The 15,276-nt window shown below is 63.4% G+C and carries 13 protein-coding genes; 10 read left to right on the top strand and 3 right to left on the bottom strand.

The genetic code is table 11. The features are described from left to right. The first annotated feature begins 167 nt into the window (after window positions 1–167). The 8 genes from V6766_RS03820 to V6766_RS03785 all read left to right on the top strand — a co-directional run bounded on the left by V6766_RS03820 (window position 168) and on the right by V6766_RS03785 (window position 9,838). Window positions 168–836: a DUF2291 family protein gene (locus tag V6766_RS03820; protein ID WP_448463754.1), complete on the top strand. Its 669-nt coding sequence runs from the start codon at window positions 168–170 to the stop codon at window positions 834–836. After that, window positions 833–2,374: a sugar ABC transporter ATP-binding protein gene (locus V6766_RS03815; RefSeq protein WP_448463752.1), complete on the top strand. Its 1,542-nt coding sequence runs from the start codon at window positions 833–835 to the stop codon at window positions 2,372–2,374. Before V6766_RS03820 ends, V6766_RS03815 begins: the two co-directional genes overlap by 4 nt. 28 nt (window positions 2,375–2,402) lie before the next feature. Next, complete coding sequence (locus tag V6766_RS03810; protein ID WP_448463750.1) at window positions 2,403–3,515, top strand: ABC transporter permease; 1,113 nt, start codon at window positions 2,403–2,405, stop codon at window positions 3,513–3,515. 75 nt (window positions 3,516–3,590) lie between these two features. Continuing rightward, entirely contained in the window at window positions 3,591–4,544 is a 954-nt protein-coding gene (locus V6766_RS03805) for a substrate-binding domain-containing protein (RefSeq protein ID WP_448430299.1), read from the top strand. A gap of 392 nt (window positions 4,545–4,936) precedes the next feature. Then, complete coding sequence (locus V6766_RS03800; RefSeq protein WP_448463748.1) at window positions 4,937–5,791, top strand: DeoR/GlpR family DNA-binding transcription regulator; 855 nt, start codon at window positions 4,937–4,939, stop codon at window positions 5,789–5,791. Between the two features lie 86 nt (window positions 5,792–5,877). After that, the gene (locus V6766_RS03795; RefSeq protein WP_448463746.1) at window positions 5,878–7,407 is read left to right on the top strand and encodes an FGGY-family carbohydrate kinase; all 1,530 of its coding nucleotides are present in this window, start codon (window positions 5,878–5,880) and stop codon (window positions 7,405–7,407) included. After that, window positions 7,404–8,180: a DeoR/GlpR family DNA-binding transcription regulator gene (locus V6766_RS03790; RefSeq protein WP_448463744.1), complete on the top strand. Its 777-nt coding sequence runs from the start codon at window positions 7,404–7,406 to the stop codon at window positions 8,178–8,180. Before V6766_RS03795 ends, V6766_RS03790 begins: the two co-directional genes overlap by 4 nt. Continuing rightward, entirely contained in the window at window positions 8,177–9,838 is a 1,662-nt protein-coding gene (locus V6766_RS03785; protein ID WP_448463742.1) for a glycerol-3-phosphate dehydrogenase/oxidase, read from the top strand. The genes V6766_RS03790 and V6766_RS03785 overlap by 4 nt, the downstream gene beginning before the upstream one ends. A 297-nt stretch (window positions 9,839–10,135) precedes the next feature. On the opposite strand, the gene derI is transcribed toward V6766_RS03785, so the two are convergent. Genes derI through V6766_RS03770 form a run of 3 tightly spaced genes read right to left on the bottom strand, consistent with a single transcriptional unit; the run spans window position 10,136 to window position 12,163 of the window. Next, the gene (derI, locus tag V6766_RS03780; protein WP_448463740.1) at window positions 10,136–10,600 is read right to left on the bottom strand and encodes a D-erythrulose-4-phosphate isomerase; all 465 of its coding nucleotides are present in this window, start codon (window positions 10,598–10,600) and stop codon (window positions 10,136–10,138) included. Window positions 10,601–10,627: 27 nt separating this feature from the next. Next, on the bottom strand, window positions 10,628–11,392 hold the full coding sequence (locus V6766_RS03775) for a triose-phosphate isomerase (protein ID WP_448463738.1): 765 nt from the start codon (window positions 11,390–11,392) through the stop codon (window positions 10,628–10,630). A gap of 3 nt (window positions 11,393–11,395) precedes the next feature. Continuing rightward, on the bottom strand, window positions 11,396–12,163 hold the full coding sequence (locus V6766_RS03770; protein WP_448463736.1) for a DeoR/GlpR family DNA-binding transcription regulator: 768 nt from the start codon (window positions 12,161–12,163) through the stop codon (window positions 11,396–11,398). 242 nt (window positions 12,164–12,405) lie between these two features. Here V6766_RS03770 and V6766_RS03765 point away from each other — a divergent pair, with 242 nt between their 5' ends. Further along, window positions 12,406–13,986, top strand: coding sequence for a GMC family oxidoreductase (locus tag V6766_RS03765; protein WP_448463734.1), 1,581 nt, complete (start codon window positions 12,406–12,408; stop codon window positions 13,984–13,986). Window positions 13,987–14,214: 228 nt separating this feature from the next. Continuing rightward, on the top strand, window positions 14,215–15,216 hold the full coding sequence (locus V6766_RS03760; protein ID WP_448463732.1) for a LacI family DNA-binding transcriptional regulator: 1,002 nt from the start codon (window positions 14,215–14,217) through the stop codon (window positions 15,214–15,216). Window positions 15,217–15,276 lie beyond the last annotated feature (60 nt).

Here is a 15,276-nt window from a genome sequence, read left to right as displayed (position 1 = left end):
GAGAGGACGTTGCGAAGGCGCGCCATCAAGGAGCCGCAAGGGAGGAGCGACCTGATGCCAACACTGCCATCAATCTGCCGTGTCCGCCTTCTGGCGTCGCCTGCTGCCCGCGGGGCTGGCGGCGCGCTTTCATGTTCAAAATTCCAGCGTCTGAAGGTCACCTCCTGATGAGTGCACAAACCACAAACCCTTCTTCCGCCCCCTCCGCCCGTCCGCGCGGCTCGAAACTGCCGATGATCATCGGCACGCTCGCGGTCGTGGTCGTCGTCGCGGCCATGGCCTTCGACACCAAGGTCGTGCGCATCGGCACCGCCGAGCATGTGACGGAAGACGGTTTCTCGCCGGAAGCCTTCGGCGCCGAAAACTTCCCCATTGTCCAGAAAAGCGTCGAGGATCGGGCCGTCGATGCGGCAACGCTTGCCAGCGACATTGCCGCCGACAAGGACACGGCGATCGAGAAATATGGCGTGAAGGCCGGGATCGGCGCGGTGATGCCGGTCAGCTTCACCGGCGTTGCCGGCGAGGCCAAGAGCGGCATCTACCCGGTCGCCGTTGAAGGCGTGCCGGAAGAGATCACCATCCGCGTCCAGACCGGCCCGGCGATCAACGGCACCGACCTGCGTGATGCCACCGGCACGATCGCCTTTGGCCAGTTCAAGAACCAGATCGAGTATCAGGATGCCGGTTCCGCGCTCAACAACGAGATGAAGAAGGAAGTGCTCGCCGATATCGACACCGCGAACCTTTCCGGCAAGACGATCTCCGTCACCGGCGTCTTCAAGCTGATCAATCCGAAGAGCTGGCTCGTCACGCCGGTGGAGATGAGCGTAGAATGACCAGGACAACCGAAAGCCCGCGCAGCAGGGACGAGGTCGTCCTCGCCGCCCGCAACATCGCCAAGTCCTATGGCAGCATCCATGCCCTGAAGGGCGTCAATTTCGACGTCCATTACGGCAGCGTCACCACGCTTTTCGGCGAAAACGGCGCCGGCAAGTCGACGCTGATGAAGGTTCTGTCCGGCATCGTGCGCCCCACCTCCGGCGAGATCATTCTCGACGGCGCGCCGGTGACCTTCAGCTCGGCCGCCGATGCGGCGTCCCAGGGCATTTCGATCATTCACCAGGAGCTCAGCCTCGCGCCCAACATGAATGTGCGCGACAATATCTTCATGGGCCGCGAGATCCGCACCGCCAAGGGCGTCGATTTCGCCGAGGAAGAGCGCCAGACCCGCATTCTGATGGAGGAGCTGGAAGAGGACATCGATCCGCTGACGCCGGTGGAGGATCTGCGCCTCGGCCAGCAGCAGATCGTCGAGATCGCCCGCGCGCTTTCGGTCAACTCGCGCATCCTGATCATGGACGAGCCGACCTCGGCGCTCAGCGCCTCGGAGGTCGAGGTGCTGTTCAAGGTGATCGCGGACCTGAAAAGCCGGGGCGTCTCGATCGTCTACATTTCGCACCATCTGGAAGAAGCGCTGCAGATCACCGACCATGCCGTGGTCCTGCGCGACGGCACCATGACCGCTTTCGGCGAGCGCAAGGATATCGATCTAGAATGGATCGTGCGCAACATGGTCGGCGACAATTTCGACCTCGGCTCGCCGCCGACCGGCTATGAATTCGGCGATGTGAAGCTGTCGCTGCGCGACCTCTGCGTCGAGGATGCCTCCGGCACCGGGCGGCTTGCCGTCGATCATCTCTCGCTCGACCTGCGCGCCGGCGAGATCGTCTGCATTTACGGGCTGATGGGCGCCGGACGCACCGAAATGCTGGAATGCATTGCCGGGCGCAGCCGCAGCGTCGGCGGACAGATTCTTCTCGAAGGCGAGGACGTGTCGCATCTCAGCATTGCCCAGCGGATCGAGGCCGGGCTGGTGCTGGTGCCGGAAGACCGGCAACGCGACGGGCTGGTGCAGACCATGACGGTCGGCCGCAACCTTTCGCTCGCCTCGATCCCGACCTTCACCCGCCGGGTCTTCACCTCCCGCAAGGCCGAGTGCGGCATCGTCGAGGGCGCAATCGGCGATGTTCACATCAAGACCGATGGCGGCGGCGCGCCGATCGGTTCGCTTTCGGGCGGCAACCAGCAGAAGGTCGTGATTGGCAAGATGCTCGCCACCCATCCGGGCGTGATGCTGCTGGACGAGCCTTCGCGCGGCATCGACATCGGCGCCAAGGCGGAAGTGTTCAAGCTGCTTGGGGAACGCGCCGAGCGCGGCCTCGCGGTGATCTATTCCACCTCGGAAGTCGGCGAATGCTTCAGCGTCGCCCACCGCATCATCGTCATGGCGCGCGGGCAGATCGTCGCCGAGTTCGACCCGTCGGTATCAAAAGAGGAAATCATGGCCGCATCCGGCGAAGCCGTGGCCGCGTGATTTCAGCGTAAACTTTCGGAGCATAATAATGACCGACACACGTCAAGTTCAAAAATCCTCCAGCTCCGGCCGGCGCGGCGGCTTCAGCCTCGGGCGCATTCTGCTGGAAGGCCGGGCGTTCTTCGCGCTGATCGCGATCATCGTGGTGTTTTCGCTGCTGTCGCCGGTTTACCTGTCGACCAACAACTTCCTGATCATGTCGTCGCATGTGGCGATCTTCGGCCTGCTCGCGATCGGCATGCTGCTGGTGATCCTGACGGGCGGCATCGACCTTTCGGTCGGTTCCACGCTCGGGCTTGCGGGCTGTATCGCCGGCTTTCTGATGCAGGGCGTCCAGCTCGACATGTTCGGCGTGGTGCTGTTTCCGCCGGTCTGGGTGGTGGTAATCCTGACCTGCCTTGTCGGCGCTTTCATCGGCGCGATCAACGGCGTGCTGATCGCCTTCTTCAAGGTGCCCGCCTTCGTTGCGACGCTTGGCCTGCTCTATGTGGCGCGCGGCGCGGCACTGTTGATGACCAACGGGCTGACCTACAACAATCTCGGCGGCAAGCCGGAGCTCGGCAATACCGGTTTCGACTGGCTCGGCTTCAATCGCCTGTTCAACGTCCCGATCGGCGTGCTGGTGCTGGCGGTTGTCGCGATCATCTGCAGCATTCTTCTGACCCGCACCGCCTTCGGCCGCTGGGTCTATTCCACCGGCGGCAACGCCCGCGCGGCAGAGCTTTCGGGCGTTCCGGTCAAGCGGGTGACGGTTTCGGTCTATGTGCTCTCCGGCATCTGCGCCGCGATCGCCGGCCTCGTCCTGTCCTCGCAGCTGACCTCGGCCGGCCCGACCGCCGGCACCACCTATGAGCTGACCGCGATCGCCGCCGTGGTGATCGGCGGCGCGGCGCTGACGGGCGGACGCGGCAATGTCCGCGGCACGCTGCTTGGCGCCTTCGTCATCGGCTTCCTGTCCGACGGTCTCGTGATCATCGGCGTGTCGTCCTACTGGCAGACCGTCTTTACCGGTGCGGTCATCATTCTCGCGGTGCTGCTCAACAGCATCCAGTACGGACGCCGCAGGGCCGCTAAGCCGGCCGATGGCGACGCTTCGACCAATACCCCTTCCGCCGCGGGGGCCAAGACCAAAACGGCTTGATAGAGCGCGGAAAACCCGCCGGGCAACCGGCATATGAGAAGCATTGAACTGTTCAACCAAGGGAGAGAGAATACCATGTTCAATAAGAGACAGTTTCTGATGTCCATGGCAGCCGCCATCATCGCGGTTCCGCTTGGCGCGGGCGCGGCAATGGCCGACGGCCTGATCTCGATCATCGTCAACGATCCGTCCAACCCCTACTGGTACACGGAAGGCGAAGTGGCCAAGGCGGAAGCCGAAAACCTCGGCTATTCGGCAACGGTTGCCGCCCACAAGGGTGACACCAACACCGAAAGCAACCTGATCGACACCGCCATCACCAACAAGGCCGTCGCGATCATTCTCGACCCGGCCAATGCCGACGGCTCGGTGGGCGCTGTGCGCAAGGCCGTCAATGCCGGTATTCCGGTGTTCCTGGTCAACGCCGAAATCAACCAGGAAGGCCTTGCCAAGTCGCAGCTCGTCTCCAACAACGCCCAGGGCGCAGCGCTTGGCGCGATGCAGTGGGTGGAAGATGTCGGCGACAGCGGCAATTACGTCGAACTGTTCGGCGCGCCTTCCGACAACAACGCCCAGACCCGCTCGAACGGTTACGAAACCGTGCTGAGCCAGTACCCGGATCTGGTCAAGGTCGGTCAGGATGTCGCCAACTGGGACCGCACCCAGGGCTACAACAAGATGCAGAGCCTGCTTCAGGCCCATCCCGACATCATCGGCGTGATCAGCGGCAATGACGAGATGGCGCTTGGCGCGATCGCCGCGCTGAAGGAAGCCGGCCGTCTGGAAGACGTAAAGGTCGGCGGCTTTGACGGTTCTCCGGATGCCGTGGACGCGATCAAGGCCGGCGAACTGGAATACACCGTGCTGCAGCCTGTCGCGATCTTCTCCAAGGAAGCCGTCAAGCAGGCGGACTCCTTCATTCGGACCGGCAGCACCGGCGTCGACGCCGAAAAGCAGCTCTTCGATTGCCTGCTGATCACCAAGGACAATGTCGACGACTATACCGGCCCGTTCGTTCTGGCCCAGTAAAGTGTAGCTATGGGAGGGGCGCTCTCGAGGCGTCCCCCCACTTTGGCAACAAAGCCGCCCCCCCCGTCGGACGCCATCCTCGGGCTTGTCCCGAGGATCTAATCACCGCGCAATACGAGCGGAGTTGGCGGCTGGTCATTGATTGATGTCCAAACGTGTTTCGCCCGAGACGCCTGTCGTGGTGACACGTGCTTAGACCCTCGGGACAAGCCCGAGGGTGACGGAAGCGTGTGGGGCAGGCTTTTTCAATACTCTGAGGGGCGTTTGTAAACCGCCCTTCAGCCAGCGACGGTTCCGCGCTTGCCGCCTGCGAAAGGCATTCACCTCAGCGACCGGGCCGCCTATAACAACATCCTTCAGCCGCGAGACCAATGCCGCCGACGGGAACGGGAATGACGAGTCAGAGCAACGACGCCATGGATCATCTGATGTCGGAGGAGATGCCCTCCGATTCCAGACAGGCCCGCCAACTCGCCCGCCGCCAGCTGATCACCGAAACCGTGATGCTGGAAGGGCCGATGCGGATCGAGGATCTGACCGAGCGTTTCGGCATCAGCCTGATGACGGCCCATCGCGACCTCGACGATCTGGTAAGCCGTGGCCTGTTGCGCAAGACGCGCGGCACGGTGTCGGCCGCGCCGACAAGCCTGATCGAGGCGAGCGACGTCTACCGCTCCAGCCGCCAGTCGCCGGAAAAGGCCGCGATCGCCGCCGCCGCGGCAAGCTTCATCGAACCGGGTCAGGCGATCTTCGTGGATGATTCCACCACGGTTCTCCACATGGTGCCGCATCTGCAGGACCATGCGCCGCTGACGGTGATCACCAATTCGCTGACGATGATGAACGAGCTGCGCGGTCTGCGCGATATCACGCTGCTGGCGCTCGGCGGCGAGTTCCGCAACTGGTGCAACGCCTTTCTTGGCCGCATGACCACCAACGAGATTGCCAATCTGCGCGCCGATACCGTGTTTCTGTCGATGGCCGCGATCACCGACGACATGGTGTTTCACCAGTCCTCCGAAATGATCGACGCCAAGCGCGCCATGCTGGACGCCGCCTCGAAGCGCATACTGCTCGCGGACCACACCAAGTTCGAGCGCCGCGCGCTGCACAGCCTCGCCGCGCTGACGGATTTCGACACCGTCATCGTCGATGACGGCACGCCACCCGCCCATATCAAGCGAATGCATGCCAAGGGCATCAATGTGGTCGTCGCGCCGCGCAAGACCGATAAGCAGTCGAAATGATATAATTGACTCTATGTAACGCTCCTTGGTATTAATTTATCAAATTATTCCGTTAATTTTGACCGATACGGTCATCGGAGCGTCCCATGCCGAGTCTTCTTGGAATTGATAACGGCCTCACGGTCACCAAGGCCGTATTGTTCGACACGGACGGGACGGTGCTTTCCGTCGCCCGCCGCCGCGTTCCGCAATCGATGCCCGAGCCGCGCTTTGTCGAGCGCGACATGGACGGGTTGTGGCGCGCCACTGCCGAGGCGATTGCCGAAGCCATTTCGCTCAGCGGCCGCCCCGGCTCCGATATCGCCGCCATTGCCGCAACTGCCCATGGCGATGGGCTCTATCTGCTCGATGACGACAACAGGCCGCTCGGCCCCGGCATCCTCTCGCTCGACAGCCGCGCCGGCGACATCATCGCTGCATGGGAGAAGGACGGCACGGCCGACAAGGCGCTGGCGCTGACCGGGCAGCGTCCGCATCTCTCCGCCCCCTCGGCGCTGCTTGCCTGGATCAGGCGCCGTCAGCCTGAACGCTACGCCCGCATCGGCGCGGTGCTCGGCTGCAAGGACTGGCTGACCTTCTGTCTGACCGGCCATGTCGGCACCGACCGCACCGAGGCCAGCACCTCGTTCACCGATGTGAACACCCAGGACTATTCCCGCGCCGCCGCCGAACTCTACGATCTTGAGGAGATTTTTGAGCAGCTTGCCCCGAGCGCGTATTCCGCCGCAATCATCGGCCATGTCACCGCGGAGGCGGCCCGCGCCACCGGCCTTGCCGCCGGAACGCCGGTGGCCGCCGGGCTTCATGACGTGACGGCATCGGCGCTCGGGATCGGCGCGCAGAAAAGCGGCGTCATGGGCGTCGTCGCCGGGACCTATTCGATCAACGAGATTGTATCGGACAGGCCGCTCACCGATCCGCGCTGGTTCTGCCGCAACGCCATCGAACCAGGCCAGTGGAACGCGATGTCGATTTCGCCGGCATCCGCTGCCAATTACGACTGGTTCCTCGACACGCTCTGCCAGGGGGACCATGACAAGGCCGCCTCCGGAGGGCCGCCGATCCATGAGGCGCTTGCCGGCGAGATCGAGGCCGCGATCGCGCGTCCCTCCAGCCTGCTGTTTCATCCCTATCTCTTCGGCTCGCCCCATGGAGCTCCCAGTAGCGGCTCCTTCGTCGGTCTGCACGGCTGGCACAATCGCGGCGACATGCTGAAGGCGGTGCTGGAAGGCATTGCCTTCAACCACCGCGAACATGTCGACGCGCTGGAGGACGGCTTTCCGTATGAGGAGGTGCGGCTCACCGGCGGCATCTCGCGCAACGCCACCTTTGCCCAGATGTTCGCCGATATTCTCAACCACCCGGTCACCGTGACAGCGACCGAGGAGGCCGCCGCCTGGGGCGCGGCGCTGTGCGCCGGCGCGAGCGTCGGGCTTTACAAAAGCCCAACCGACGATCCGCGCGATCTCGACGCCCTCGGCCGGACATTCCGACCGGATGCCGAAAGGGCTGCGGCCTATGACCGCCGCTTTGCGGTCTACCGGGATATCTCGGAGGCGCTGAAACCGCATTGGCATGCACTGGAAGCGCTTGGCGACAGGGAGAACGGACAATGACCACGGCAGACAGCCGACGCGAGGAAATCGCGGATTACGTCATCGCCCACGGCCAGGTGCGCATCGACAAGCTGGTCGAGCATTTCGGCGTGTCGCGCATGACGATCCACCGCCATATCGACCAGCTCGCCGCCAAGGGCGTGCTGCGCAAGCTGCACGGCGCGGTCAGCGCCCAGCCCTCGGGCATCTACGAAAGCCTGCACCGCTACCGCGCCACAGTGGCCACCGCCGAAAAGCAGGCGCTGGCAAAAGCGGCGCTCGCCCATATCGAGCCCGGCCAGGTGATCTTTCTGGATGATTCCACCACCGCCGGCGCGATCGCGCCGTTCCTCAACGAGATCGATCCGCTGACCGTGATCTCCAACAGCGTCGCGGTGGCGAACGCGCTTGTCGATGCCGACGTGGTCGATTTCATCTGCCTCGGCGGCCAGTATCACCACACCTACAATGCCTATATCGACCATATCTGCCTGCGCGCGATCGAGGCGCTCAGGGCCGATCTTCTGATCTGCTCGGCCTCCGCGATCGAGGGCACCACCGCCTTCATCCAGGACCAGCAGGTCGCGCGCGTGAAGCAGACGATGGTCGCCTCCGCCAGCAAATCCATCCTGCTTGCCGACCATACCAAGTTCGGCAAGGTCGCCCTCAACGTGTTCGGCGATCTCACCGCCTTCGACACCGTGATCGTGACCGACAGCCTTGATCCGGGCGAAATCGAGCGGCTGCGAAAGGCAGGGGTCAATCTCCAGATCGTGAAGGGCGCTTCCAAATGAGCGACGACACCGCCTTCGACGTGGTCATCATCGGTGCGGGCGTCAACGGCGCCGGCCTGTTCCGCGACCTCTCGCTGCAGGGCGTGAACTGCCTGATCACCGAGAAGGCCGATTTCGGCGCCGGCACCAGCGCCGCCCCCTCGCGGCTGATTCATGGCGGGCTGAAATATCTCGAGACCGGCGAATTCGGCCTCGTCGCTCAGTCGACGCTGGAGCGCAACCTGCTGCTGCGCAACGCGCCCCATTGCGTCGAGCCGCTGCCGACCATGATCCCGATCTTTTCCTGGACCAAGGGTATCTGGGCGGCGATCCGCACGCTGTTCGGCTCCACCAGTGCGCCGCGCAGCCGTGGGGCAATCCTCGTCAAGATCGGGCTCTGGCTCTACGATTTCTACGGCGCGCGCCACCGGGTGATGCCGCGTCACAAGCTTGTCGGCAAACGAAAGGCGCTCTCCGACATGCCGGGGCTGACGGATACGATCGTCGCCGCCGGCACCTATTACGATGCCCGCATCACCCAGCCCGAACGCCTCGTCATGGAAATGATCCGCGACGGGCTTGCGGCCAACCCCGGCTCGGCAGCCCTCAACGCCACCACCATCCGCGCTGCGGACGCCGACCGGATCGTCTTTGAAACCGAAGCGGGCGAGACCCAGACAGTCAAGCCGGGCCTTGTGGTCAACGCCGCCGGCCCCTGGATCGACCACGTCAATGCCATGCTCGGCCTTGAGACGAAGCTGATCGGCGGCACCAAAGGCTCCCATGTGCTGCTGCGCAATGACGAACTGGTGAAGCGGCTTGCCGGGCGGATGATCTATTTCGAGGCCGATGACGGGCGCATCTGTCTGGTCTACGAATATCTCGGCCTTGCGCTGGCCGGCTCCACCGATATCCCCGCCGACAATCCCGATGACGTGCGCTGCGAGGATGACGAGATCGCCTATTTCATCAACAGCCTCAAGGCGTTGCTTCCAGGGATCGAAATCGGCGAGGACCAGATCGTCTACGCCTATAGCGGCATCCGTCCGCTCCCGGCCTCCGACGCCGATATTCCGGGCCTGATCAGCCGCGATCATTCCGCCCCGGTTCTGGAGGCCGATGAGACGCGGCATTTCGCGATCATCCCCCTGATTGGCGGAAAATGGACCACGTTCCGGGGTTTTGCCGAGGAGGTCGCCGATGCCATTCTCGAACGCCTCGGCCGTGAGCGGCGGGTTTCCACCGAGAAAAGCCCGATCGGCGGCGGCAGGGATTTTCCGACCGACGCGGCGGCACGGCGGGCATGGATTGCCGATGCGACCCGCGCAACCGGCCTTTCGGAAGAACGGATCGATGAACTGCTGACCCGCTACGGCACCACCGCCCGCGCCATCGCCGCCTATGAGGCGAGCTTCGGCAATCAGGAGCGCCTGCCGCAGGCCAGCGAATATTCCGTGGCCGAGATAGACTGGATCGTCCGCAACGAATTCGTCACCCACCTCGCCGACATCGTCATGCGCCGCACCACGCTTGCCATCACCGGCAGGCTGCACAGGAGCGATATCGAACGAATTGCAGGGGTGGCTGGGGATGTGCTCGGCTGGAGCGCGGAGGCCCGCGCGGCCGAAATCGCGACGGTGGAGGAACACCTGCGGTCGGTCAACCGGGTGAGGCTTTAAGTGCATCACTCAGACCGAAGATGGCGCAGCGTGCAGCCGCCCCGCTGATACAGAAGCTATCGCATAGCCCCCCAATCTTCTCGCCCCGGAGGGGAGAGATGTCGCGAAAGCGACAGTGAGGGGGAGCCTTTCCTCTCGAACGCCCTCGCGATTGGATACGTTGCTTCACCCTCACTCCCCTTTTCGGGGGTATCTCTCCCGCATGCGGGAGAGAATAGCTGGAGCAAGTCGCAAAGCCTGAGCAATCTCCTCTCGTCAACGAGGAGGAGATCACGACAAAGCGGTGCCCGCCAAAGATCAGCCCTTGGCGTTATACTTCGCGTCCAGATCGTTGATCGCCTGGACATTGCCGGCGGAGCGGCCATTGGGGTCGAATTCCGAGGCGAGATAAGCATCGGCGATCGATTTGGCGAGTTCGGTTCCGATCACGCGCGCGCCCATGGTGATGACCTGGGCATTGTTGGAGAGTGCCGCGCGTTCGGCCGAATAGGTGTCGTGGGTCTGGGCGGCGCGGATGCCGGGGACCTTGTTGGCCGAGATCGCGACGCCGATGCCCGTGCCGCAGCACAGGATCGCCCGGTCATAGGTGCCGTCCAGAATGCCGGTGGTGACGCGGTCGGCCAGGTTGGCGTAATATTCCGTGCCATTATTGGGCGGGGTGCTGAGTTCGGAAACGGTGAACCCTTCGCGGCCGCTCAAATGCTCGGCGATGACCTTGGCGAGCGGCGCGCCCGCACTGTCTCCTGCAACTGCAATCTTCATGGTGTTTTCCTCTCGATAAAAAGTGGTTCAGATGACTTTCGCGACCCGGTCCAGAATGTCGAGATAGCCCTCGACATGCCAGGCGGAGCGGCCGATGAACAGCCCGTCGACATGGTCGCAGGCGATCATTTCGGCCGCGTTTCCGGGGTTGACGCTGCCGCCATAGAGGCAGGGCAATTCACGCCCGGTCACAAGCCGCGTCGTGTCGATGATCTTGGCCTGGCGCGCTTCGGCATAATCGGGCGTGGCCGGATGGCCGCGCTCGCCGATCGCCCAGACCGGCTCGTAGGCGAAGATGATTTCGGCCTGTTTCTGCTCGTCGCTGAGACGCGACAACGCGGCCTCGACCTGGGTATGCAGCACATCGTCGGCGCGGCCGGCATCCTTTTCCGCCTCGGTCTCGCCGATGCAGATCAGCGGGATCATGCCGTGGCGCACGGCGGCCTCGGTCTTCAGCCCGACGGTCTCGTCGGTCTCGCCAAAATTGGCGCGCCGCTCCGAATGGCCGAGCTCAACGATATCCATGCCGCAATCGGCAAGCATCACCGGCGAAATCTCTCCGGTCCACGCGCCGTGATCGTCCCAGTGCATGTTCTGCGCGCCAACCAGAACATCGGCACCCGAAAGCCGCGCCTTAACCTCGCGGATCGCGGTAAAGGGCGGGATGACGAAGCGCTGGATGCGGTCATCGCCTTCGGCCGCGGCGAGTGCATCGGCATAGGCGACGGCCTCGGACAGCGTCTTGTTCATCTTCCAGCTGGTTCCGACAAAGAACCGGTCAAACCGTGCCATCGCTTATTCTTCCTCTGCGAAATACAATTCTATGCCCTGGCTAGCGAGCTCCGCAGCCTGGTCTTCCGGCAGCGCCCGGCTGGTCACCACGCCGGCGAAGGCATCGAGGTCCGCCAGCCGGTGCAGGGCGGTGCGGCCGAACTTGTTGTGGTCGGCCATCAGATAGGATTTCTGCGCGACCGCCATCATCGCCCGCTTGACCTGCAGCACCTCCTGGTCCTGATGGCAGGCGATGCGGCCATGGATCGAGGAACTGGTGATCAGCGCGATATCGGCGCGCAGGTCGGCAAGCGTGGCCGTGGTGATGACCCCGAAGAAGCCGTTGAATTTTTTCGAGAAATCACCGCCGAGCGCGATCAGGCTGATGCCGCCCTGCCCCGAAAGCCCGTTGATGATTGAAAGATTGTTGGTGATCACCGTCAACGGCCGCTTCTCGATCAGAAAGGGGATGACCGCTTCCGACGTCGAGCCGTCATCCACCATCACGCTCATGCCCGGCTCGATGAAATCGGCGGCGCGGCGCGCGATCGCGCTTTTCAGCGCAGGCGCCATCTTCGCGCGGTAGCGATAATCGCTTTCGAACTGGCCGCTCGCCTCGATCGTCGCCCCGCCGCGCACCTTGCGCAACAGGCCTTCGGCTTCGAGATCGTCCAGATCGCGGTGGATCGTCATCTTCGAAACGGCGAAGCGCGTCGCCAGATCGTCAAGCGAAACCGTGCCTTCCTCGACCAGCAGGTCGACAATATCCCGGCGGCGATCATCGAGTTTCAACGGAAGGTCCCTCGCATCTCATAAACGATGACTAACATCGCGATCTCTCATAATCAATCATTGTGAAGAGAATATGTTATCTTTTAATGTGATTTTGCAATATCCGCCCCAATCGCGCAGGGGGGCAACTTTAGCCAGGGCAGTACCGAGGCCATCGATTACCAATCATCCCGGCCCTGGGCGCGGAATTCATTTGGAACGTTCCTAAACCTGTGCTAAATCGCCCTCGGGAGGATCATTGCATGGTCTATGATTTCATCGTTGTCGGCGGCGGTTCGGCCGGTTGCGTGCTGGCGGCGCGGCTTTCCGAGAATCCGGAAGTGAAAGTGCTGCTGCTGGAAGCAGGCGGCGGGGATCGGCATCCGTTCTATACGCTGCCGGCTGGATTCGCCAAGATGACCAAGGGCATCGGCAGCTGGGGCTGGCACACCGTGCCGCAGCGGCACATGAACGACATGTCGATCCGCTTCACGCAGGCCAAGGTGATCGGCGGCGGCTCGACCATCAACGCCCAGATTTATACCCGCGGCAACCGGCTCGATTACGATGAATGGCGGCAGATGGGCTGCACCGGCTGGGGCTATGACGATGTGTTGCCGTTCTTCAAGAAGGCCGAGGACAACGACACCTTCGACAACGACTATCACGGCAAGGGCGGCCCGCTTGGCGTTTCGAAGCCTTCGGCGCCGCTGCCGATCTGCGAGGCCTATTTCAAAGCCGCAGGCGAACTCGGCATTCCCTTCAATGCCGACATGACCGGCGAGACGCAGGACGGCGTCGGCTACTACCAGCTTACGCAGAAACATGCGCGACGCTCCTCCGCCTCAAAGGCCTATCTCGGCGCGGCGCGCGGCCGCGAAAACCTCACCATCCGCACCGGAGTCGAGACCCGCCGTATCCGCGTCGAAGGCGGCAAGGCGATCGGTGTCGAAACCGCTTCCGGCGAGGTGCTGACCGCCTCCCGCGATGTGCTCTTGTCATCAGGCGCGATCGGTTCTCCCCGGCTGTTGATGCTCTCCGGCATCGGCCCGGCCGACCATCTGCGCGCGGCCGGCATCGAGACGGTCTTCAACCATCCGGAAGTCGGCGAAAACCTGCAGGATCACCTCGACCTCTTCACCATTCTCGAATGCGCCGGCGATTTCACCTATGACAAATATGCCCAACCGTTCTGGTCGGCGGTGGCCGGCCTGCAATATCTGCTGACCCGCAAGGGGCCCGTTGCCTCCAGCCTGTTCGAGACCGGCGGCTTCTGGTATGCGGAACAGGACGCGCGCTCGCCGGATATCCAGTTTCATCTGGGCCTCGGCTCCGGCATCGAGGCGGGCGTGGAGAAGATGGTCAATCCCGGTGTCACGCTGAACTCCGCCTATCTGCGACCGCGTTCGCGCGGCTCGGTGCGGCTGAAATCGGCAAATCCCGCCGATGCGCCGCTGATCGACCCGAATTACTGGGCCGACCCCCATGACCGGGACATGTCGATCCGCGGCCTGAAGCTGGCGCAGGAGATCATGCATCAGGATGCGCTCAAACCCTTCATCAAGCGCGAAATGCTGCCGGGACCGGCGGTGAAGACGGATGACGATTATTTCGCCTATGCCTGCCGTCACGCCAAGACCGACCACCACCCCGCCGGCACCTGCCGCATGGGCGCGGATGACCGCGCCGTGGTCGATCCCGAGCTGAAATTCAACGGCATCAGCGGCCTGCGCGTCGTCGACGCCTCGATCATGCCGACGCTGATTTCCTCCAACACCAACGCCGCCGCCATCATGATCGGCGAAAAGGCCGCCGACATGATTGCGCGTGAGCATGGGTTGTGAGGGCTTGCGGAGTGTGCCGGAAGGGGGCATGAAGCAAGCTTCGGCTTTAGCGGGTTCTCCCTTTCTTTCGAGTCATCCTCGGGCTTGACCCGAGGATCCAGGCAGCGTTTTCCGTGTCGCCTGGATGCTCGGGTCAAGCCCGAGCATGACGCAAGAAGAAGGCGACGATCAAAGAAAAATAGCCTCACCCGTGCCAACAAACGCGGTGCGCGACAAAGGGAACAGGAAGTGGCGAAACGACCGACGATCATCGATGTGGCCCGCCATGCGGGCGTGTCCAAATCGACGGTCTCGCTCGTGCTGCAAAACTCGCCGCTGGTGAAGAAGGCCACCCGAACGCGCGTCGAACAATCGATGCAGGCGCTGAACTATGTCTATAACCGCACCGCCGCCAACCTGCGCGGGGCGGAGGCCGGCCTGATCGGCCTCGTCATCAACGACCTGCGCAACCCCTTCTTTGCCGAATTCGCGGCGAGCGCCCAGATGACCTTCGCCGAACACGGCTTCGCCACCGTGATCGCCAATACTGACGAGGATATCGGCATCCAGGCGCAGGTGATCGCCTCCATGGTGGAGCACGGCGTCTCGGCGCTGATCATCTCGCCGGCCTATGGCGATGAGGGCGCGGTGTTCGAACGCATAGGCCGCGCCGGGCTGCCGGCGCTGCAGGTGCTGCGCATGGCGTCTCCCGATACCGCCCGTTTTCCCTTCGCCTCGCTCGATTACGAGGCCGGAAGCCTTGAAGCAGCACGCCATCTCGTCTCAAGCGGCGCGCAGAAGATCGCCTTCGTCGGCGGCCTGCCGGACCGGGCGGTGACCCAGGAGCGTATGGCGGGCTACCGCGCGGTTCTCGGCGATCGCGAACCGGTGACGCTGCTCGGCCGCCCGACCCGCGCCTTCGGCCGCGAGGCCGCGCTGAAACTGGCGGCCGACCGACAGGGCATCGATGCCGTGCTCTGTTTCAACGATCTGGTGGCGCTTGGCATGATGGCCGGCTTTGCCGAGGCCGGGATCGCGGTCGGCCGCGATATCGCGCTGATCGGCTTCGACGATATCGAGGAATGCGCGCTGGCCTTCCCCAAACTCTCCTCCGTCCACTGCGATATCGGCGCCTTCGGCCGCGACGCGGCGGCGACCATGCTTGCCTGGCTGGAAACCGGCGACCGCCCGCCGGAACGGCACCTGTCGCCGGTCACGCTGGTGGTGCGGGAGACGAGTGGGGGAAGGTAAAGTTGAGGGAGCGGTCAGGCTCCAATAATCTTCCCCCTTGAGGGGAAGATGTCGCGAAAG

Source organism: Martelella sp. AMO21009, from assembly GCF_053484295.1.
This window is presented reverse-complemented; position numbering and strand designations above follow the sequence as displayed.

Excerpts from the sequence above, each read along its gene's own strand:
- V6766_RS03820 (WP_448463754.1), top strand. The coding sequence starts at position 168 with ATGAGTGCACAAACCACAAACCCTTCTTCCGCCCCCTCCGCCCGTCCG.
- V6766_RS03815 (WP_448463752.1), top strand. The coding sequence starts at position 833 with ATGACCAGGACAACCGAAAGCCCGCGCAGCAGGGACGAGGTCGTCCTC.
- V6766_RS03810 (WP_448463750.1), top strand. The coding sequence starts at position 2,403 with ATGACCGACACACGTCAAGTTCAAAAATCCTCCAGCTCCGGCCGGCGC.
- V6766_RS03805 (WP_448430299.1), top strand. The coding sequence starts at position 3,591 with ATGTTCAATAAGAGACAGTTTCTGATGTCCATGGCAGCCGCCATCATC.
- V6766_RS03800 (WP_448463748.1), top strand. The coding sequence starts at position 4,937 with ATGACGAGTCAGAGCAACGACGCCATGGATCATCTGATGTCGGAGGAG.
- V6766_RS03795 (WP_448463746.1), top strand. The coding sequence starts at position 5,878 with ATGCCGAGTCTTCTTGGAATTGATAACGGCCTCACGGTCACCAAGGCC.
- V6766_RS03790 (WP_448463744.1), top strand. The coding sequence starts at position 7,404 with ATGACCACGGCAGACAGCCGACGCGAGGAAATCGCGGATTACGTCATC.
- V6766_RS03785 (WP_448463742.1), top strand. The coding sequence starts at position 8,177 with ATGAGCGACGACACCGCCTTCGACGTGGTCATCATCGGTGCGGGCGTC.
- derI (WP_448463740.1), bottom strand. The coding sequence starts at position 10,600 with ATGAAGATTGCAGTTGCAGGAGACAGTGCGGGCGCGCCGCTCGCCAAG.
- V6766_RS03775 (WP_448463738.1), bottom strand. The coding sequence starts at position 11,392 with ATGGCACGGTTTGACCGGTTCTTTGTCGGAACCAGCTGGAAGATGAAC.
- V6766_RS03765 (WP_448463734.1), top strand. The coding sequence starts at position 12,406 with ATGGTCTATGATTTCATCGTTGTCGGCGGCGGTTCGGCCGGTTGCGTG.